Origin of the sequence: Hymenobacter setariae, assembly GCF_007713685.1 — a bacterium.
GTDB lineage: Bacteria > Bacteroidota > Bacteroidia > Cytophagales > Hymenobacteraceae > Hymenobacter > Hymenobacter setariae.
Genome location: NZ_VMRJ01000003.1, coordinates 799,049 through 818,662, shown reverse-complemented (window position 1 = coordinate 818,662; position 19,614 = coordinate 799,049). Strand labels below are relative to the sequence as shown.

General features: G+C 57.1%; 17 protein-coding genes and 1 tRNA gene. 6 read left to right on the top strand and 12 right to left on the bottom strand.

Annotation, left to right across the window (positions count from 1 at the left end):
- Positions 1-28 precede the first annotated feature (28 nt).
- The 6 genes from FNT36_RS14545 to accD form a co-directional block, all read right to left on the bottom strand.
- Positions 29-1,012, bottom strand: a complete 984-nt coding sequence (locus FNT36_RS14545; protein WP_144849011.1) for a radical SAM protein — start codon at positions 1,010-1,012, stop codon at positions 29-31.
- 79 nt (positions 1,013-1,091) lie between these two features.
- Positions 1,092-1,868, bottom strand: coding sequence for an endonuclease III domain-containing protein (locus FNT36_RS14540; protein WP_144849303.1), 777 nt, complete (start codon positions 1,866-1,868; stop codon positions 1,092-1,094).
- A 96-nt stretch (positions 1,869-1,964) separates the two neighbouring features.
- Entirely contained in the window at positions 1,965-2,681 is a 717-nt protein-coding gene (locus tag FNT36_RS14535) for an OmpA family protein (RefSeq protein ID WP_144849008.1), read from the bottom strand.
- A gap of 206 nt (positions 2,682-2,887) precedes the next feature.
- Positions 2,888-3,163: a YMGG-like glycine zipper-containing protein gene (locus FNT36_RS14530; RefSeq protein ID WP_144849005.1), complete on the bottom strand. Its 276-nt coding sequence runs from the start codon at positions 3,161-3,163 to the stop codon at positions 2,888-2,890.
- A gap of 158 nt (positions 3,164-3,321) precedes the next feature.
- The gene (locus FNT36_RS14525) at positions 3,322-4,065 is read right to left on the bottom strand and encodes an OmpA family protein (protein ID WP_233635927.1); all 744 of its coding nucleotides are present in this window, start codon (positions 4,063-4,065) and stop codon (positions 3,322-3,324) included.
- A gap of 181 nt (positions 4,066-4,246) precedes the next feature.
- Positions 4,247-5,092 carry an acetyl-CoA carboxylase, carboxyltransferase subunit beta gene (gene accD / locus FNT36_RS14520; RefSeq protein ID WP_144849002.1) on the bottom strand — a complete coding sequence of 282 codons (846 nt, stop codon included), beginning with the start codon at positions 5,090-5,092 and terminating at the stop codon, positions 4,247-4,249.
- Positions 5,093-5,344: 252 nt separating this feature from the next.
- Between accD and FNT36_RS14515 the strand changes: the two genes are divergently transcribed.
- On the top strand, positions 5,345-6,358 hold the full coding sequence (locus FNT36_RS14515) for an OmpA family protein (RefSeq protein WP_144848999.1): 1,014 nt from the start codon (positions 5,345-5,347) through the stop codon (positions 6,356-6,358).
- Positions 6,359-6,467: 109 nt separating this feature from the next.
- Here FNT36_RS14515 and FNT36_RS14510 read toward each other — a convergent pair whose 3' ends face one another.
- The 6 genes from FNT36_RS14510 to FNT36_RS14485 form a co-directional block, all read right to left on the bottom strand.
- The gene (locus tag FNT36_RS14510) at positions 6,468-9,275 is read right to left on the bottom strand and encodes a TonB-dependent receptor (RefSeq protein WP_144848997.1); all 2,808 of its coding nucleotides are present in this window, start codon (positions 9,273-9,275) and stop codon (positions 6,468-6,470) included.
- A 361-nt stretch (positions 9,276-9,636) separates the two neighbouring features.
- Positions 9,637-10,623, bottom strand: a complete 987-nt coding sequence (locus tag FNT36_RS14505; protein WP_144848994.1) for an MBL fold metallo-hydrolase — start codon at positions 10,621-10,623, stop codon at positions 9,637-9,639.
- A 72-nt stretch (positions 10,624-10,695) separates the two neighbouring features.
- The gene (locus FNT36_RS14500; protein WP_144848991.1) at positions 10,696-11,418 is read right to left on the bottom strand and encodes a hypothetical protein; all 723 of its coding nucleotides are present in this window, start codon (positions 11,416-11,418) and stop codon (positions 10,696-10,698) included.
- A 132-nt stretch (positions 11,419-11,550) separates the two neighbouring features.
- Positions 11,551-12,183: an SGNH/GDSL hydrolase family protein gene (locus FNT36_RS14495; RefSeq protein WP_233635926.1), complete on the bottom strand. Its 633-nt coding sequence runs from the start codon at positions 12,181-12,183 to the stop codon at positions 11,551-11,553.
- A 120-nt stretch (positions 12,184-12,303) separates the two neighbouring features.
- Positions 12,304-13,656 (bottom strand): hypothetical protein, encoded by a 1,353-nt coding sequence (locus FNT36_RS14490; protein WP_144848987.1) that lies wholly within the window; start codon positions 13,654-13,656, stop codon positions 12,304-12,306.
- A gap of 131 nt (positions 13,657-13,787) precedes the next feature.
- Positions 13,788-14,927, bottom strand: a complete 1,140-nt coding sequence (locus tag FNT36_RS14485) for a cystathionine gamma-synthase (RefSeq protein WP_144848984.1) — start codon at positions 14,925-14,927, stop codon at positions 13,788-13,790.
- Positions 14,928-15,048: 121 nt separating this feature from the next.
- Between FNT36_RS14485 and FNT36_RS14480 the strand changes: the two genes are divergently transcribed.
- The 5 genes from FNT36_RS14480 to FNT36_RS14460 all read left to right on the top strand — a co-directional run bounded on the left by FNT36_RS14480 (position 15,049) and on the right by FNT36_RS14460 (position 19,611).
- A complete protein-coding gene (locus FNT36_RS14480; protein ID WP_144848981.1) occupies positions 15,049-15,957 on the top strand; it encodes a DUF2167 domain-containing protein in 909 nt (302 codons plus the stop codon).
- Positions 15,958-16,042: 85 nt separating this feature from the next.
- Entirely contained in the window at positions 16,043-16,759 is a 717-nt protein-coding gene (locus FNT36_RS14475) for a TVP38/TMEM64 family protein (protein WP_144848979.1), read from the top strand.
- 116 nt (positions 16,760-16,875) lie between these two features.
- A tRNA-Arg gene (locus FNT36_RS14470) sits at positions 16,876-16,949 on the top strand.
- Between the two features lie 598 nt (positions 16,950-17,547).
- Complete coding sequence (locus FNT36_RS14465; RefSeq protein WP_144848976.1) at positions 17,548-18,999, top strand: chromo domain-containing protein; 1,452 nt, start codon at positions 17,548-17,550, stop codon at positions 18,997-18,999.
- Between the two features lie 294 nt (positions 19,000-19,293).
- Entirely contained in the window at positions 19,294-19,611 is a 318-nt protein-coding gene (locus tag FNT36_RS14460; protein WP_144848973.1) for a hypothetical protein, read from the top strand.
- The last annotated feature ends 3 nt before the right edge of the window (positions 19,612-19,614 follow it).

The following is a 19,614-nucleotide window of genomic DNA, read 5'->3' as shown; positions in this document are numbered from 1 at the left end:
GGCTCGTTGATAGCACTAAGGCGCTACGCTAAGCGCGCAGCAGACGCTTCCAAGTACCCTTTTCCCAGTTGTATTTCAGCGTACTTGGCAGGGCTTCCCAGAAGTACTTGCTAGTTTCGACTGCGAAGCTGGGCTGCATGTAGCAGTTGATGGTGCAGCCCTCGCACTGCGGCAGGCGGCCTTCGAGGGCGGCGAGGCGCTGGGTGGCGGGAGCATTGTAGAGGTCAAACAGCTGGCCACCGATGGGGAATTTCTGCTCACCTAGGTGGTAGCAGGGCAGCACCAGCTCGTTGCTGGGCGAGATGACTAAGGTGGTGCTGGCAGCCCGGCACACGGGCGCGGCCACGTGGTTGCCCCCATCGCGGCGCAAGGCAATGAAGCCTTCGTTGAGGTACACGCCCCGGCGCTTGCCAAAGGCTGATAGATAGGTCAGCTCCTCCTCTGTGAGCTGCTCGCCAGTTTCGACCTCACCATAATCGAACGCCGGGTTAATAATGAGCATCAAGCCATTGGGCTGCGTAATATCGCGGTACACCGCCTCTAGGTCCGCCAGGTTTTTGCGGAAGACGGTGAACAGAATATCGGGCCGCTCACCCAGCTCCTTCGCCACCCGAATGCTTTCGAGCACAAAATCGTAGCAGGCCACACCGCGCCCTAGGTCGTGGGTGGCGCGGTCGGCCGAGTCGAGCGAGAAATGCAGCATATCGACCAGACCGCGCAGCTTCTGCGCATTCTTCGGGTAGAGCAGGCCGTTGGTCGTGACGGTGGTGATGAAGCCCAGCTGCCGGGCCAACGCCAAAAACTCGGGCAGCTGACGGTGCAGCAGTGGCTCGCCGCCCGTAAAGTCTATTACCCTCACCCCTAGACGCTTGAGGTCACGCAGATTTTGCTCAACATCGGCTAGCGTGATATAGGGCGACGGCTTCTCCCAGATATCACAAAAAGAGCACTTCGCGTTGCAGCGGTACGTGACGTAGTAGTTGCAGAGAACCGGGTGGCGAACGAGACGCATAGCTGAGGGCAAACTGAGGAGCTCGCGGGGCTGCGAAAATGCCACAGCTACGCGAACTACAAAGTTCGCCCTACGAAAGTTAGTGCGGGAGTTGGCCCCAGGCCGCCGCATCCCAGTGCTTGGGGGTAGCTGCTAGGGCCTCGGGCGTGGCTTCTCCATAGTGCTCTTGGTAGTAGCTGCAAAACCCTTTGAGCGGGCAGCGCGGGCAATTAGGCTTTTGAAAAAAGCAGATTTGCTGGCCAAGCCAATAATTATGCTTGTGAAAATTAAATAAGCCTTCGGGGTCGAGCTGCGGCTTTAGCATATCTAACAGCACAGCATGGGCCTTCTCGACCGACACCTTAGGACCTAGGAAGCCCACGCGCTGCGCCACGCGATGCACGTGCGCATCGACGGGAAGCACGGGCTTGCGGAAATTAAAGAGGAGTACTAACGAAGCCGTTTTTAAGCCAATTCCGGGCATGTCGGTCAGCCAGGTCATGCTGCGCTCGGTAGGCCAATCGGCCAGAAAATCGAGATTGAAGCTCCCCCCAGTTTCTGCTTTGATGCGCCCCAGTATTTCTTGAATGCGGGGCGCCTGTGTAGCTGGCCAGCGCGTGGTGCGGATGGCATGAATCAGGTCGTCGAGCGGCGCTGCCAGTACGCCTTCCCAGTCGCCGAAGGCTTCGAGCATACGGTCGTAGGCTAGTTCTTCATCGGCGTGGGTGGTGCGGTGCGACAGCAAGGTCGAAATGAGCTCACGCATGGGCGTGCGCCGGGCCGCGGTAGGCACCGGCCCAAAAAACTCATTCAGGATAGCATGGTCGGCCAGCGCCTTGTCGGTAGGCGAGGCAGCGTAGGTGGCGGGAGTAGGCATAGCTGATTGTACCGCCAAGCCCGGCCCTAGGTTGTTGTGGCTGGGCACAAAAAAAGCGGCTCCTTGCAGAGCCGCTTTTTTGTGAGTTAGTAAGCCTTACAGCTGACCGCGTTTGGCAGCCTTCTGCATTTTCTCGTTGGCGAAGATGGCAACCTCAACACGGCGGTTAGCGGCTTTGCCAGCTACAGTCGTGTTGTCGGCCACGGGCTGCGACGAGCCATAGCCCGTAGCCGTGATGCGGCTAGTTTCTACACCTTTGGCGGTCAGTTCGTTGGCCACGGCTTGGGCACGACGCTGGCTCAGAGGCTGGTTGATGGCATCGGAGCCCGACGCATCGGTATGGCCATCGATTACCACGTTGGTATCAGCATATTTCTGGAGCGTGGTGGCTAGCTCATCGATATTGCCCGTAGCAGCGGCCGTTAGGCTCGACGAGTTAGACGCGAACAGAATGCCCGAGGCGAACGTGATTTTGATGCCCTCACCAATGCGCTCTACTTTGGCGCCTTCGAGGTCGCGGCGTAGCTCGGCGGCTTGCTTATCCATCTTGCGGCCGATGAGCGCACCGCCCGCACCGCCTACTACAGCACCTAGGATAGCGCCCTTGGCCGTACCCGACTTACCGCCAATAACGCGGCCCAGAATGGCACCACCAGCCGCACCACCCAGGCCGCCAATAATACCGCCCTTCGTGGTTTTGTTCATGCCTTTCGGCTTGTCAGTCGTTACCGTCGAGGATTGTGCCTGTGCAAAGTGCCCTACCAACAGCAATAGCGCCAGCAAGTAGGAAAAAGAAAAGCGTAGGGTCTTCATGAACTTATAAATGGAATGTAAAAATGGTGACGGGTTGAATGGAACAGCTATTCGCTGGCAAGTTCGGCACGTTGCAACCACCTTGCCAAATATCCGGCTTAGGATAGCGGCCTTTTACGGCCCAACTACGAATAGGGTCCGCCTAGGGCACAAAAAGCCCGGCTAATGGGCCGGGCTTTGCATTGCTAATTGGCTGGCTGAGCAGCTTATTTTTTGTTTTTATAGCGGTTGTAGCGAGCTGGGTCTTTCTTCTTGTCTTGGTTGCGGCCAATGAGGCCACCGCCTACTACGCCAGCAGCCGTGCCAATTAGGGCACCTTTGCCGCCCCCAATCACAGCGCCCGTTACGGCACCAGCACCACCGCCGATGGCGGCACCTTTGGCTTTACGGCTCCAGCCTTTACGGTCTTGGGCTTGCACCGCCGAGCTACCTAATACAATAAAAGTCAACAGTAAAACGAAGATTTTGGCAAACGCTTTCATATCGAAGAGGAAGTTTAGAGAAAGAGAACGTAGCGTGGCCGCCACACAAGAAGCTTTAACGAAACGGCTAAATTTCAGGTTGTGTTTAACACACAAAAAAGCCTGAGCACTACTGGCTCAGGCTTTTTAAAGTTCAGCTTATCAAGAAGATTAATTACTTATAGCGTGCCGGCCTCGGCAGCTTTCTTCATTTTTTCATTGGCGTAGATGGCTACCTCCACGCGGCGGTTGGCTTGGCGGCCTTCGGCAGTGGTGTTATCGGCCACTGGCTGGGTTGAGCCGTAACCCTGGGTAGTAATGCGGCTAGTGGCTACGCCCTGCGCCGTGAGGCTGCTAGCTACCGATTGGGCCCGGTTCACGCTCAGCGGCTGGTTGATGGCGTCGGTACCGGTGTTATCGGTGTGCCCTTCCACGAGCACGTTAGTGTCAGGGTATTTCTGAAGCGTAGCGGCCAGTTTCGAAATATCGGCCTGCGACGTCGAGCGCAAAGCGCTGCTGTTGGTGTCGAAGAGGATGCCCGAGTCGAACGTGATTTTGATACCCTCGCCTACGCGCTCTACTTTGGCGTTGGCCATGTCGCGCTGCAATTCAGCTGCTTGCTTGTCCATCTTGCGGCCAATGAGAGCACCAGCGCCACCACCTACGGCGGCCCCTAGGATAGCACCAGCTGCCGTGCCCCGGCCGCCCCCGATGATGCGGCCCAGCACAGCCCCAGCCACGGCCCCACCGCCAGCCCCGATGAGGCCGCCTTTAGAGGCTTTGGTCATTCCAGTTTTGCGGGCGCCAGTGCCGTTGTTGCTCGATAGGTCGGGCTGGGTAGTGGTTTGGCGCGAAGAAGCACACGAGCCAAGCAGCATTACAAAAGCCATCAGCGTGGCTAGAAAGGTCTTAGGAGTTGTCATGGGGACAGGTAATAAAGAAAAATTTGGCTTTGCAACCGGGCAGTATACGAAAAAGCCCACCCCGGTTGTTGGGGTGGGCTTTTCAAAGGGTGTGCCAAAGCAAAGCAAGCTGGCAGCAGCAGGCGCAGGCAAGAGACCGGAAAAAGTTTTCTCTTAGTGTCTTACCTAGCTGCCTAACTGTTTACTTTTTGACCATACCTAGGAGATTGGCTAAGCGCTGCTTTAGCTCGCGGCGGTCTACGATAAAGTCGAGAAAGCCGTGCTCTAGCACAAACTCGGCGCTCTGGAAGCCCTTAGGTAGGTCTTTGCCAATGGTTTCCTTGATAACCCGCGGGCCAGCGAAGCCGATGAGGGCACCGGGCTCCGCAATGTTGAAGTCGCCAAGCATGGCAAACGACGCCGTAACGCCGCCCGTGGTAGGGTCAGTGAGCAGGCTCACGTAGGGAATGCCTGCCTCGGCGAGCAGCGCCAGCTTGGCCGAGGTTTTGGCCATTTGCATGAGCGAGTAGCCGGCCTCCATCATGCGGGCGCCGCCCGAGCGCGAAATCATGAGGAAGGGCACGCGGTTTTGGCGAGCGTAGTCGATGGCGCGGGCTATTTTTTCGCCTACCACCGAGCCCATCGAGCCCCCAATAAAACGGAAGTCCATGGCGGCCACCACCAGCGGCTGGCCAGCGCTCTGGCCGTGCGCCGTGCGCACGGCGTCCTTGAGGCCCGTGTTTTTTTCGGTGGACTGCACGCGCTGCGGGTAGGCCTTGGTATCGGTGAAAACCAGCGGGTCGGCCGAGGTCATAGCAGCGTCCAGTTCCTCAAATTGCCCGTCGTCGAAGAGCAGCTCGAAGTACGTGCCAGCATCGATGCGGTCGTGGTGGCCGCAGTTGCCACACACATAGCTGAGGCGCCGGTGCTCGGCCATCGTGACCACTGTTTTGCACTCGGGGCATTTGTACCAGAGGCCATCGGGGGTCTCTTTCTTTTGCTCGGTAGGGGTAATGATACCCTTTTCCTGTCGCTTAAACCAAGCCATAGATAATGGGGAGAACCTAGGTAGCTGCCGCCCGGCGGCGGGTAGCTAAAAGGTGCGGGTGAGTACGTGTAGAAGCAGTAAAAAAACTAATTGGCGACGCCGCCAAGCTACGGGCAAAAAGAAGGGCGACCACCCACCAGCCCACTGACGCACGCCGCGCCGTGCCTAGGGCCAGGGTATGGAAGGGTGGGCAAAGGTACGGCAGCGGAAATTGCGGTAACTTGGCAGGCAAAACTCATTTTTCTTCCGCTTATGTTTTCTGCGAAATTTACGGCTCGCCGGGCGTATCTGCCTGGGCTGGCGCTGCTGGCGGCCACCGCCCTCACGCTGCCAAGCTGTGTAACGGCCAAGCGCTACGAAGACCTGCAAGCCCGCCAGCGCAACGAGCAGGAGGCCCGCCTCGCCGCCGAGCAGCAGACCAGGCAGCTCAAAGCCGACCTGCAAAAAACGAATGACGTGCTAACCGAATTGCGCGCCGACCAAAAGCGTCTCATCGCCGACTCGACCCAAACAGGCAACTCACTGCGCCGCACCCGCACCCTCTACAGCCAGCTGACGGAAAGCTACGACAAGCTGCTCAAGAACAGCGACCGTGCCCTTGCCGACCGCAACAACGAGTATGGCAAGCTGGCCAAGGACCTCGCCACCCGCGAAAGCGAGCTAGGTACCCTCGACCAAAGCCTGCGTAAGTCAAAAGCTGACCTAGCCGCCCGCGAGGCCAAGCTAACTGAGCTAACCCAGGCGCTAGCCGAGAAGGACAAGGCCGTAAATGACCTCAAGGCCCGCGTGAGCAACGCCCTACTCAGCTTCAATTCTAAAGACTTGCAAGTGAAGCTCAAGGATGGCAAAGTGTACGTGTCACTTTCTGAGCAACTGCTTTTCAAGTCGGGCTCGACCAAGGTAGACCCTAAAGGCCAGGAAGCCCTGAAAAAGCTGGCAGCCGTGCTACAAGAGCAGAAAGACGTGAATGTGGTGGTAGAAGGCCACACCGACAACGTACCCATGCGCCCCACGGGCGGCATTACCGATAATTGGGACTTGAGCGCGCTGCGCGCCACCGACATTGCCCGCCTACTCACTACTAGCGGTGTCGAGCCCAGCCGCATCACGGCTTCGGGCCGCTCGCAGTACGTGCCCGTGGCCAGCAACGACACGCCCCAAAACAAGGCCATGAATCGCCGCACCGAGATTATTCTCACGCCTAAGCTCGACGAGCTGTTTCAGATTTTGGACGCCAACAGCAGCGGCTCTGCGGCCAAGCCCTAGGTAGCTTGCCGACCGTTTTGCTGCAAAAACCCCGCTCCACGAAAATGGAACGGGGTTTTTGCTTTGTACTAACTTAGGACGATTTTGTACCAACTTAGGGCGTTTCCGCTTAAAGCGTCACGGAAAGCCGCGTGAAGTAATATGCGCCGTTGAAGCCGAACTGGTTGGCATTGTACAGGAAGCGGCCCCGGTTGGAGTTGTCGACGCTGGAGCTGTAGCTGTTAGCGCCCACTGCAAAGTTGTTGGGGTCGTTGCGCGGGTCCACGATTACTTTGTCGGGGTACACGTTGAAGAGGTTGTTGACGCCCACCGTCAGGCCCACTTGCTTGAGAATCTGGTAACTCACAGTGAGGTCCGTAATCCATTTGGCCGAGAACGTCTGGTCAAGGTTCGAGCGAACCGGGTCCTGGTCTTTGGTTTGCACTTCGCCAAAGCGCACGCTGCGGGCTTCGACGCTAAACTTATCGAGGCTGTAGTTGGCGGTCAGCAGGATTTTGCTGCGCGGGTTGCCGTTTTCGAGGCGGGTGCGCTGCTGGCGGTTGAAGAGCGTGTTTTGCAGGTTGGCGGTGCCGGCGGTCTGGTCGTTGTTGATGGTGCTGGAGGAGCTGTTGAAGCTACGCACCACCGTTTCGTTGAAGTTGGCCGCCGCTGTGAAGCCTAGGTTGCTGCGCTCATTTAGGCGCAGGCGCTCGCTTAGCACCACGTCGATGCCCTGGGTGCGCGTGTTCACGGCATTGGCAAAGAACTGCACCGACGTCACCTGCGTGTTGCGCAGGATGGTGGCCACCGTGGGGTTGCTTGTCGTGAACTGCGACGAAAGCACGATGCGGTCGCGGATATCAATCTGGTATAAGTCGGCCGTGAGGGTGAACGTGCGCAGAAAGCGCGCCGTGAGCCCTAAGCTATAGTTGGTCGATTTTTCCTGCCGCAGTGCCTCTACCCCAAAGCCGGGCTGTGTACTGTTGCTCACATCGTTGCGCACGATGGGGCTGTCGTTGTTGGCCGTAAGCACTTGGCGCGGGTTGCCACTCACAAACTGCGTGGCCGTGCTGGTGAAGTAGCGCTGCTGCAAGGAAGGCGCCCGGAAGCCATTGCCTATAGTGCCGCGAATGGCCAGCCCGTCGATGATGCTAAAGCGGGCGCTGGCCTGGCCGCTCACGTTGCCGCCAAAATCGCTATAGCGCTCGGCCCGGCCAGCCAAATGCACCAGCAGCCGCTCCGAAATATCGCTTTCTAGGTCTACGTAGCCAGCCAGGTTAGTGCGCGACTTATTCACCTCATCCTGCGGCTGATAGCCCGGAAACACCTGCGAGCCTGAGGCCGTGGGTGCCCCGTTCAGCAGCCGCCCGCCGTTGATGTACGAGGCATATTCCCCCCGCCCAATCAGGAAGTTATCCACCCGAAACTCGCCGCCGAAGGCCACGTTGAGCGTGGCCAACGGCCCTACCTGCTCGAAGCGCCGCGAGAAGCCTAGGTTGGTTGTGTTCTGCAAAAAGGCCAGCCGCCCGGCGTAGAAGCTGGTAGGATTCACGCCCACCAGGTTAGGGCCCTGCGGCAGCGAGGCATTCACCGAGCCCGACACGTTGTAGGCCAGCTCGTTGCGCCCGAAGGTGTTGCTGAGGTCGGCCGCGAAGCCGCCGACGGTTTTGCGCACACCCACAATGGCCGACTGGTCGTAGAGCGTGACGTCGATAAACGGCAAATAACCGTTGGGAAAGATGTTTAAGTCTATCTGCGTGAGCGCGGTAGGCAGGCGATTGAAGCCCGCGGCGTGGCTGGTGCGGTAGGCGGCGTTGCCCATCAAATACACCTCGTAGCCGCTACCTAGGCGGTAGCCGCCATTGAGGAAGCCCGAAAAGTTGCGCAGCGCCGATTGCCCCACCCGAATATCATTGCGGTCGAAGCCCCGCTGCGATACTAGTGCATCGTCCTGCGCCTTCAGGTCGCGGCGCGCCTGCTCGGTGTTGGCCGAGGCCGGGTAGTTGCCGCCCGAGTCGCCTAGGTATATGAGCGGCGCCGTGTCGGCAAAAGACCGATTGGTATAGCCGCGGTTCAATAACTGTCCGCCAATATCGAGGAAGCCTCTTTTATTCAGGCCAATTCCGATGTTGATGTCAGCCTGCTGGGTTTGGCCGTCGCTCTCCACAGTTTGGCCGTAGAGGCCGGTGGCCTGCACGCCAGTAGTGTCGTCTTTGAGCTGAATGTTGATAACGCCCGCGATGGCGTCGGAACCGTATAGCGCCGCCGCGCCATCGCGCAGCACTTCAATGCGCTTGATGGCGGCCGTGGGTATCACGTTGAGGTCGGTTCCCACCGAGCCGCGGCCCACCGTACCGTTGATGTTCACCAGCGCCTGTTGGTAGCGGCGCTTGCCATTCACCAGCACTAGCACTTGGTCAGGACCTAAGCCGCGCAGCGTGGCGGGGTCGGCAGCATCGGTACCGTCTGAAATGGTCTGGCGTGACGACTGAAACGAGGGCGCCACGTAGGTCAGCACCTGGCTCACGTCGGTTTGGGCAAAAGCTTTAATTTCACGGGCCGAAATCACGTCTACCGGCGAAGCTGTCAACACGTTGGAGCGGCCGATAGCGGCCCGCGAGCCGGTTACTACCACGTCGCCTAGGTCGGTGGCCGAAGCCACCAAGCGCACTTCCAGGGTGGTGCGGCCTTGCACGGGCACTTGCTGCGGGGCAAAGCCCAGGGCCGAGATAGTGAGCGTGGCTTGCGGCGATACCGAAAGCGAAAACTCGCCGTTGGCGCCGGTGGCGGTACCGTTGGTGGTGCCGCGCTCAAGTACGGTGGCCCCCGGCTGTGCCTCGCCAGTGGCGCTCAGCACCCGGCCCGTTACGGTGATGTTCTGGGCATGCGCAGCCAGCGCCGTGACGACCAGCAAGGGCGTAAGTAGGCTTTTTTTCATATTAAATGAATGGAGTAACTGTTGGAGAGAAGGATAGCCACTTGTACGTCATGGCTTTGCAAAAAGCCGACGTGCCAGCCACTGCCCTAAGCTGGCAGTTGGCGCTACCCACAAAAAATGAGAGAATTGATTGGTCTTCGCCGCAGCGAATTGCTGGAAACTACGCGCAACAACACGCCCCGCCTGCCGGGCGGCAACAACACAAACAGCAGGCTACAAAAGGACGCATGAGGGCATAGGCGCTAGAGACCTAGGGCGCTTCAAACTGGCTTGCCGGTTTTTTGTTCGCGCAAGCCGTGCCCACAAGCCACCTTAGCATGCCAGTATCATTCTATTATCCAACAGGATATCTAGACGATAATTATTTCCACCACTGCGCATTTAGCGGCCCGGCGGCTACCTCCACGCGTTGCCCCGGCGCGGGAAGCAGCAACTCAGACTCCCTCACCAGCTCGAGCAGGCGCTGCACCGGCTGCCGCCAAGCATGAAACGCCAAGTTGAAGGTGCCCCAGTGTAGCGGCAGCAGTGGCCCACCGCCTAGCAGCTGGTGCGCCCGCGCGGCCTCGTCTGGCCCTAGGTGGATGCCGGCCCACTCCGCGTCGGCCGCGCCGATTTCGAGCATCACGAGGTCGAAGGGCCCAAACTTCTCCCCTATCTGCCGAAAAGCTTCGTCGAACGGCCCCGAGTCGCCACCAAAAAACACACGGTGCTGCGGCCCCAGCAGCACCCATGAGGCCCACAGCGTACTGTCGCGGTTCAGCAGCCCGCGCCCCGAGAAGTGCCGCGCCGGCGTAGCTATCAACTTAAAATCGGGCGCTACGGCTACTTCATCCCACCAAGTCAGCTCCGTAATCTTATCGGCCGGCACGCCCCAGCGGCGCAGGTGCGCACCCACCCCTAGGGGGCAATAAAACCGCGCCGTGCGCCCAGCCAGCGCCCGAATGGCGAGTGGGTCGAGGTGGTCGTAGTGGTCGTGCGAAAGGACGATGCCATCGAGCGGTGGCACATCGGCCAGGGCAAAAGGCGGGGCAAAAAACCGCTTGGGGCCAACCAGCTGCGAAGGTGAGGCGCGCTCGGCCCACACCGGGTCGGTGAGAAAGCGGCGGCCATCTACCTCCAGCAGCACGGTGCTGTGACCTAGCCAAGTAGCGCGCAAGGCATCGGCCGGCACAGGCGCACCTAGGGCCGCTGTATCGGCCCGAAACGGACCTAGGGGCTGCTGAGGCTCGCGTTCGGCTTTCTCAAACAGGTAGCGGCGCAGCATGACCCCATAGCCCGAAGGCGGGCTGATGCTGGTGGGCAACACGTTATAGTATTTGCGGCCGTCGTGGCGGGGCTGAAGCAGCATAAGTAGGAGCCAGCGCTAATAAGCTGGCTCCTGCCTAGACGCGGAGCCACTCCCAATGTTTTTGGGCAGCGGCTACTTGAGGCGATATGCCAGCCCCACGCGGGCGATGCGCACCGAGGCATCGGGGCTGGCTATCGACGTGGTAGCAGGCTGGTAGTTGGCGAAGCCCAGCGAATAGCTCGCTAGCAGGCCCACCCGGTTGCGCCACACGGTGAGGTCGCCGCGCAGCCGAAAATCGAGGCGGTTGGCGGGCGGGCGGCTCAGGTCAGTGCGCCAGCTGCCATTCACGGCCGAGCTTCCGTCGCCTATTTCTCGGGCATTCAGCACGTAGGCTAGCTCAGGTCCCACTAAGGCATCTAGGGCCAGCTTTTCGCCACCTAGGCGCCAGCCCGCGCCCAAAAAGGCCGTGATGCTGGGCGTGTACAGGTGCACCTTGCCTGTAGCGGCGCGGCTGTAGCTAGCCGACGAGCTGCTGTAATAGATAGCATCGACATTGGCGCGGGCTTGCAGCCAGTCGAAGCCCAGGTCAAAGGCCGTGAGCAGGCCGGCCTTGCCCACGCGCTGCGCTCGCAGGCTGAGGCCGGCGCCCGCACCTAGGTGCTTGCCATAGGGGTTGATTACCCGGCTGCTCTCGGCCCCATTGGCAGTAGTGGTCGAAACGGCAGTGGTAGCAGTGGCGTTAGCGCCCCTGAATTCCGAAAAGCCGGCATTGGCGCGGACCGAGTATTCGAGGTGTTGCCCAAAAGCCTGCGTGGCCACGAGCGTGGCGGGCAGCGCCAGCAATAAGTATTTCATACGTGCAGAAAATAAGGGAGCAGCCTGCCCCCTAGGGGCGCTACCGCCGGCAAGCTAGACCGGCAGTGGTGAACGGCGAATGACGTTCGGCGGCGCCCTAAATTTCAGCGCGATTGGGCGTCAGGCTGGTTTTCAGCGCAACTGCTGCTGCACCACGGGCAATGCCAGCGTCGCCCACTGCTGCATTTGCGCGCCCGTATAATGCAGACCATCAGCAGTAAACTGATTTTCAGCGCTAGCAGCAGCCCGCGTGCGCGGCGTAATGTCGACAAAGGCTACGTCGGCGTGCTGGCACTCCTCGTGGGCTACCAGGTTAAACTGGTCGATTTCTTGGGCTATTTGGGCCCGATTGCGGTCGTGGGCGAACGGCGTCACGCCCCAGTCGGGAATCGAGAGCACTACCACGTGCCGCGGCTGCCCGCCCGCAAAGGCTATGGCCGTAGCCAACAGCGCCCGAAACTCGGTGCGGTATAGGGCCACCGACTGGCCCCGGTATTGGTTGTTGACCCCAATCAGCAGCGACACTAAGCCATACGTATGGTGGTCGTGGGCCGCTGCAATGGCCTCTTGCAGCTCGGCGGTCGTCCAGCCGGTGCGGGCAATGATGGTAGGCTCGGCCAGGTTCAGCCCTTGCTGCCGGGCCAGCGCGGCCAGCTGCACCGGCCAGCGGTGAGCGGCCGTTTCGCCCTCCCCAATGGTGTACGAGTCGCCAAGGGCCAGAAAAGACACTGGCGCAGATGAAGTAGAAGCAGCCGAAGTGAGCATACGAGAAGGGCCAGCGCAAGAACAGAGCGCCAGCAGAAGCATAATAAACCGCATAAAACTAACAGGTAGGGGCCCTAAGCTAGGCAAGCGGCCTACCTACGCCACCTAGGCGCTGTCGGATTAGGCCGGTACCGAAGGGACTGGGCGCAGCGGCTGGCGCAGCTGCCGCCAGGCAGTCCATGGACGGGCTAGGCGGTAGAGCTGCCAGGTACCCTGCAGCAACACCGCAGCGAAGAAGGCGGCTACCAACTTGGGTTCAAACAGGAGACTGGTATGCACGAGGGCATTAGGCAGCGGATAATTGGCCATCCGCATTTTGACAATCTCATCCAGCCACTCTATTGGGAAATAACTTGGCAACAAGTAATTCATACTCCCCTCCAAGTTCAGAAAATAAGCCAGTGAAAAGAGGCCAAACAAGGCGTAGCGCCGCGTCAACACAGCGTGCGCACCTAGCAGCAGCAGCGCTGGGTGCCAGTAGCGCTCGTGCATTTGGGTGTTGAAGAAACAGCAGGCTAGGGGGACTAACCCTAGGCTCAGTAGCACCAGTTCATAGTCGGCAAGCTCAAACAACTGGCGGGTACGCATCTTTTGAATCGTAGCCAACCCGAGCGGCAAGAGTACCACTGCCGAAGCTAGCAGAAAGCTCAGCAGTCCCCAGCGCTTGTACGTGACACCCCAAAAGAGTAGAGAATCGGGCTCGTTAAAAGCACGGATTACCCACGCCCACCCATTATAGCAGTTTAAGCTAGCATAGGGAAAATAGCTTGCTGCATCATAGACGATATGCGCGATACGCACCACAGTACCACTCCAGATAAATGGCGCTAGTATAAGCAGTTGTATTGCTACACCTAGAACCACACTTTGCGCCAACTGGCGGGGAGCACGCCACCATTGCGGCGCCCATAGCAGTAGCATGGGTGGGAGCAGCATAATACCTTGGCTCTTCATATTGACGGCCAATAGGTAGAATAAAGCGCTACTGACAGACCGCTGACGCAGGGCCTGCAGCAGTGCCACAAACAGCAGCGTGCTTAAAATGGCATCAACCTGCTCCCACACCACCGTATCGTAGAGGTAGCCGATATTGAGCAAGAACAGCAGCGATAAAATAAACCGCTGGTTGGCATCACCATACCCAAAATAGCGCACTACCAAGATAGCCCCGCCAAAATCAAAAAGCAGCGTAAACGCTTTGAGCCAATGAATGTAGGTAGCAATGTGAGCGGGGCTACCCGCTAACTTGGCATATATATATAATACATACTGATAGAGCGGGTTGTAGTTGTTAGAGTCGAGCTCGTAGGCGGTAGTCAGCCCATGCACGCCTATCTGCGTGGCCCACCCCATCCAACATATGACATCTGTAGTAAAACCCGCATTAGGTGTCAATGATAAGAGCAGTACGTAGAGCAGCACATAAAGCAACCAATGCACCCGGTCTAAGTAGCTTGCTTCAGCAGATACCATATTTATGAAAAGAAAATACAGCTTAAGCTTGCACTTGAAAATGCAAGCCGAAGCGCTTAGAAGCTGTAAGGTAATGCCAGCCTAACCCCGTGCCATTGGCACTACCTTACAGCTTCTGAGCGCATGAATAATTACCCTATTGCTTGGGCCAAGTCCTCAATTAGGTCTTCGGCGTCCTCGATGCCTACGCTGAGGCGAATGAGCGAGTCGCTGAGGCCCGAGGCGCGGCGCTGCTCGGCTGGGATGCTGGCGTGCGTCATGGTGGCAGGGTGGCCGCTCAAGCTTTCTACGCCACCTAGGCTTTCGGCCAGGGTAAAAAGCTGAAACTTCTCAAGCACTGCGATGGCATCCTCTTGCTTATCACCCATAAGCACAAAGGAAATCATACCTCCGAAGTCATTCATCTGGCGGGCGGCCACAGCGTGGTTGGGATGGTTCTCGAAGCCAGGCCAGTACACTTTTTCTACCTTAGGGTGCTGGCGCAGGTATTCGGCCACAGCGCGGCCATTTTCGCAGTGGCGCTGCATGCGCAGGTGCAGGGTCTTGAGACCGCGCAGCACCAAGAAGCAGTCCTGGGGACCGGGCGTGCCACCGCACGAATTTTGATAAAAGCTAAGGTCCTTCAGCAATTGGTCGTCGTTGAAGACCAGCGCGCCCATCACCACGTCGGAGTGGCCGCCCATGTACTTGGTCAGCGAGTACACCACAATGTCAGCGCCCAGCGCCAGCGGCGTTTGCAGGTAAGGCGTCGAGAAGGTATTATCAACGGCCAGCAGAGCGCCGGCCTCTTTGGCTACGCCCGCTGCCGCCGCAATGTCGATGACGTTGAGCAGTGGGTTAGTGGGAGTTTCGACCCAAATGAGCTTAGTACGAGGCGATATTTTGGCGCGCACGGCGGCCATGTCGCCCATCGGTACGAAGTGAAAATTGATACCTAGGGGCGCGTACACCTTGGTCATGATGCGGTAGCTGCCGCCATAAAGGTCGTCGGTCGAGATGACCTCATCGCCGGGTTTCAGCAGGCGCAGCACGCAGTCGATAGCTGCCATGCCCGAGGCAAACGCCAGGCCGTGGCGACCATTGTCGAGGGCGGCCAGGGCATCTTGCAGCTGCGTGCGGGTGGGGTTGTGAGTGCGCGAGTACTCGTAGCCTTTATTGTCGCCCGGCGACCGCTGGGCGTAGGTCGAGGTCTGGTAGATAGGCGTCATAATGGCCCCCGTGGTGGGGTCCGGGTGCACGCCGGCGTGGATGGCTTTGGTGGCGAATTTCATAGGACTACAAAGGTACCGCCTAGCGCGGGCGCACGGCTGACGCGCTAGCTTACTAGTTTTCAAAGGCAACCTGAGCTTCGAGATTATATTCGCAAGGACATTTTTAACCTTCTTTTTATTCATGAAAAAACCCCTACTCAATCTGTTTTCCCTGCTCTTAGCGGCCACCGGAGCTATGGCCGCCCCCGCTCCTAAACCGACACCTAAGCCAGCCGCCGTCGACTCGGCCGCCCGCTACCGGGCGGTGGTCGATTCTATTCAGAGCACGCTTCATTACCAAACGGGGCACCTCACGCTGCCCGGTGGCATCGGCGAGCTAACGGTGCCGGCTGGCTACCGCTACCTCGACTCGGCCCAGAGCCGCCGCGTACTCACTACCTATTGGCACAATCCTGACGGCACTAGCCTAGGCATGCTTTTCCCAAAAGACAAAGGTCCCCTCGACGATGCCAGTTGGGCCTACGTCATCGAGTATGACGGCATGGGCTACGTGAAAGATGACGACGCCAACGACATCGATTACAACGACTTGCTGGCCGACATGCAGAAGGACTTAGAAGAGGAAAATCCAGAGCGCGAAAAGGCCGGTTTCGAGGCTGTGCACCTCATGGGCTGGGGCGCCAACCCCTACTACGACAAAGACCAGCACGCCCTGCACTGGGCCAAAATATTACGCTTTGGCAGTAGCCGCGACTCGACCCTCAACTACAACGTGCGCTTGCTGGGCCGCAAAGGTGTGCTGGTGCTCAATGCCGTAGCCTCGCCCGAGCAGCTGGCCGAAATCAAGGCTAGTATTCCTAGCCTGCTGGCCAACGTGTCATTTGCCAAAGGCCAGCAATACACCGATTACAACGCGGGCATCGATGAGGTAGCGGCCTACACCATTGGCGGCCTAGTGGCGGGTAAGGTACTGGCCAAGGTCGGCTTTTTTGCCATCATCCTCAAGTTCTGGAAGCTGGGTTTGCTGGCCCTAGGTGGCGCCTGGGCCGCTATCAAGCGCTTCTTCGGTTTTGGCTCTAAAGAAGCGTAGCTAGCCACGCACGGCCCCGGGCCGTAAATAAACGGGAAAGCCCGTCCGGCACTGGCCAGGCGGGCTTTCCCGTTACTTTGTGGCAATGACATTTCTGCGCGAGCTTTTCCAAAAGAATTTTTCTACCCTGCTCACAATGGCAATGCTGGTAGCCGTGCCCTTGCTAGGGTCGGGCTCCTTGGTGTACCTCCTGACCCAGCACCAAGACTTGCTGCAGCACCTCACGCCTTGGCAGATGCTAGCGTACTTCGCACTGATGGGCATCACGATGGCGCTAGCGCTTACCAACAGCACGTTTGTAGTCATCATTACGGGCTACTTTTTGGGCTGGGCAGGGCTGCCAGGCATGGTAGCCTCTTACGCCCTAGCCGCTGCCCTAGGCTACGAGTTGGCCCGGCGCCTCGACCAAGGCAAGCTGCGCGGCTTCCTGCATCACTTCCCCAAGGCTGATGCCGTGCTAAGCGAATTACAGGACCAAAGCTGGCAGCTCATTCTGCTCACGCGTCTATCGCCAGTGTTGCCGTTTGCACTTATGACTTTCGTACTAGCCATCGTGGGCGTGCCGCGAAAGCGTTTCCTGGCTGCGTCGGTGCTAGGCATGCTGCCGCGCAGCTTATTTTTCTATTGGCTCGGCACTAAAGCGTCGGATGTGCTAGCTCTACTGCGCGACCCCGATGAGGGCACGCTCAGTAAGCTGGTATTGCTATTACTAGTGGCCGCCTCGCTACTGGGACTCTACGTAGTTTTCAACCGAGCCCTTCAACGCGTGCTGCGGCGTGGTACAGCAATTCCAAAAAATTAGTGCCTGACAATGACTGGCTTGCTTAAAATGCCACTCATTTTGAGCTAAAAAGTTTGACCTAGGCTTGTGCGACCCAAATTTTTCTTTCTACCTTTGCACTCCCAACACGGGAACACGGTTGCATAGCTCAATTGGATAGAGCATCTGACTACGAATCAGAAGGTTTGGGGTTCGACTCCCTATGCGACCACTAAAAACCCTCTCAGCAGCACGCTGAGGGGGTTTTTTGTTTTCCGGGGGACGGTTTAGGGGACAGGCCTAGAAAATGGATGTTCAGGCACGTACTTCGCGACTACTAAAGTCGCTACATCTTACCGCCTTTCTCACCCAATGCCTTTCAAATACCAAGCTCAACTAGATGCATTAACGCTAACGCTTGTAGTCTGCCCCTGTAGACAGGCCAGCCCACGAGAAGGGATAGCATATCGGTTTGCACATATTCCCGCTAATAACCCGGCTAACTTCTTGCCCCGTCCGTTGGAGGGGGCTCCACCGCCCCGGCGTATCAATATTGAGTCTGATTCATCTCGCGAGCAAGTTATTGAAGCAGAAACAACTATGTGCGACCTATGGGGTATATCTTTATTTGAAACCCCAGAAGCTGCCCAGCGACTATTTAGGGCTATTAACAAAAAGAGACAGCTCTTGACGCACACTCATATTGCGGAGCTTATGCTTACCCCGGCCGATGGCAAATGCACACCACCAGACGGAAACCGACATTTTAATTTGCACGAAGCGGAGGATGTATGCCTGAGTAATAATGTGCGCAAAGCCCTTCCCATCTTATGAAAACGCAATCAGGTTGGCCTCTTAGTGCAGAAGCATTTGCTAGTGGCTTAGTCAAGCAGGGCGACTTGATTCAGTATGATGGGCCAATACTTTCACATTATACCTCTCGCTCCAAAAAGAAGCATTACCTTTTTTCGTGGGTAGATTATGATGAGACGTACAACCGATGGCTCGTACTTGAGGCCACATTAGTACAACTCTACGACTACCTTACCAACGCTATCTCGCTAGCTGACATCTTCGAAGACGGCTATAACAACCGGGTTATCTTGCTGCACACCGATGCTAGTGGCACCTGCTCTAATGGTTTGCTAGTACCAGCCGATGAATTGGTAGCTGATTACCAGCCTGACGCAGACTCTTACTACGAGTTGGCCATGCCAGCATCGTATGAACGATACTTTGAGAATGCGAAAACCGACATAGAATTCGCTGGACACCTGCAAAACTTGCGTGCAGAGGCCGTTCGGTTTCGCCTAGCTCCGTTTGAGAATCGCTTTGCCTCTACTATTGGTGCCGGCGACATCGGCGGCTTTTTACAGCGAGTTACGCGCTCATTTAAGAGCTATGTAGAGGTACGATTCCTATTTCTTTTCAGTGGCCTATTCAGGGGGGAAGAGCAAATGCTAAGTGCTCTAAGCAAGGTACTCAATATGGCTGAACCTAGGTCAGTTTTTACTAAGCATGGGAGCTTTGAAATCGACTTAGCAGTTGATATTCTACCACTTATTCAAGTAGATAGCGCAATAATAGACTGGCAAAAGCAAGCCTTGCAGGAGTACAAGCGTGACGTTTTTGACTTTGACTTTGCTACTAACGGTCGACCTCTAAACTTGCTCAATGCTACCGATGAGCAGTTACGGGCCATCTACTTACCCCTTATTCAGATAGCTAACAATCCGAATTACTACGTGGAGACACGTATTGAGAAGCAGACGGATTATCAAGTGCTTAAACCAGTTTCGCGAGCTATCTCACGTCAAATTGCCCCCGCCAAACCTAAGACTGAGGAAACCGATGTAGCCATTGAAACAGAATTAACTAACGTTCTACTAGAGCTTCAAAAGGGACAGGATATTCGCAATATCTCCTTAACCCAATTGCGCAGGGCTATGATTTCCGTTAGCACTGGTGACCAGTCATCTAGCACTGTGAGCGGATTTAGAACCGCAGAGGGTCAGGTGTTGGAGTTTAGTGAATCTATTGACGTAAGTCTTTCACGTATTGGAGATCTATACCAAGCGAGTTACACCCCATGGGATATATCTGTATTAGGTGCCACGGGCAAAGCCGCTATGGATGCCTTTTATAATGAATTGCGCAAGTTGTACGCTCGTTTCCAGCGTAACCAAGAAGACCGGCAGGAGCAGCGCGGAGGATTACGCTCAGAGCGCGAAGGCAGAATACTCGATGCATTCGGGGAGTTACTTGTATCACCCTCTTTATAACAAAGCCCCCCTATCGATTTTAATGGGGATTTTGCTATTACCAATCCTGCTCTCCTAAACTAATCCATTAGTTAAGCTTCGAAGCGTTCGCTACTGACGCTATAGCACTGAGATGCTACTTATGATACCGTGGCTCCAATTAGCCGTCCGCTTCCGTCCTGAACGTGTTCGACCGCTACTCGACACGCTGACGGCCCTGGCCCTACTGCAGCCGACACCGGAGTGAGCGTACGCGGGATAGCTGGGGCTATCAGAATCCGCTTGTGGCTACACAGTAGAGCTATCTTCACGGTCATGAAAAAACTCTTATTCTTAGGGGCGTGCTTGGTAGCATTAGCTTCGTCGCCGGTAGTGGCACAGACGGGTGGAGCGGACGTAGTGGTGGTACGCGTATACAGCGGCAACTACAGCAGGATAGTTATTGCGCGTGAAGGTGGCAAAACGGAAGTATTAGATTTCCACGCTGGCATAACTGAGAAAAGAGATAAAGAGGCAGCCACTGAATTACAGCAAGTTGTTTCGTCCTTATACCGGGAGGGGTATGAATTAAAAAGTACCTTTAGCGAGCAGAATTCCTACACAGCTAACCTGATTTTTATAAAACCTAAGTAGCTA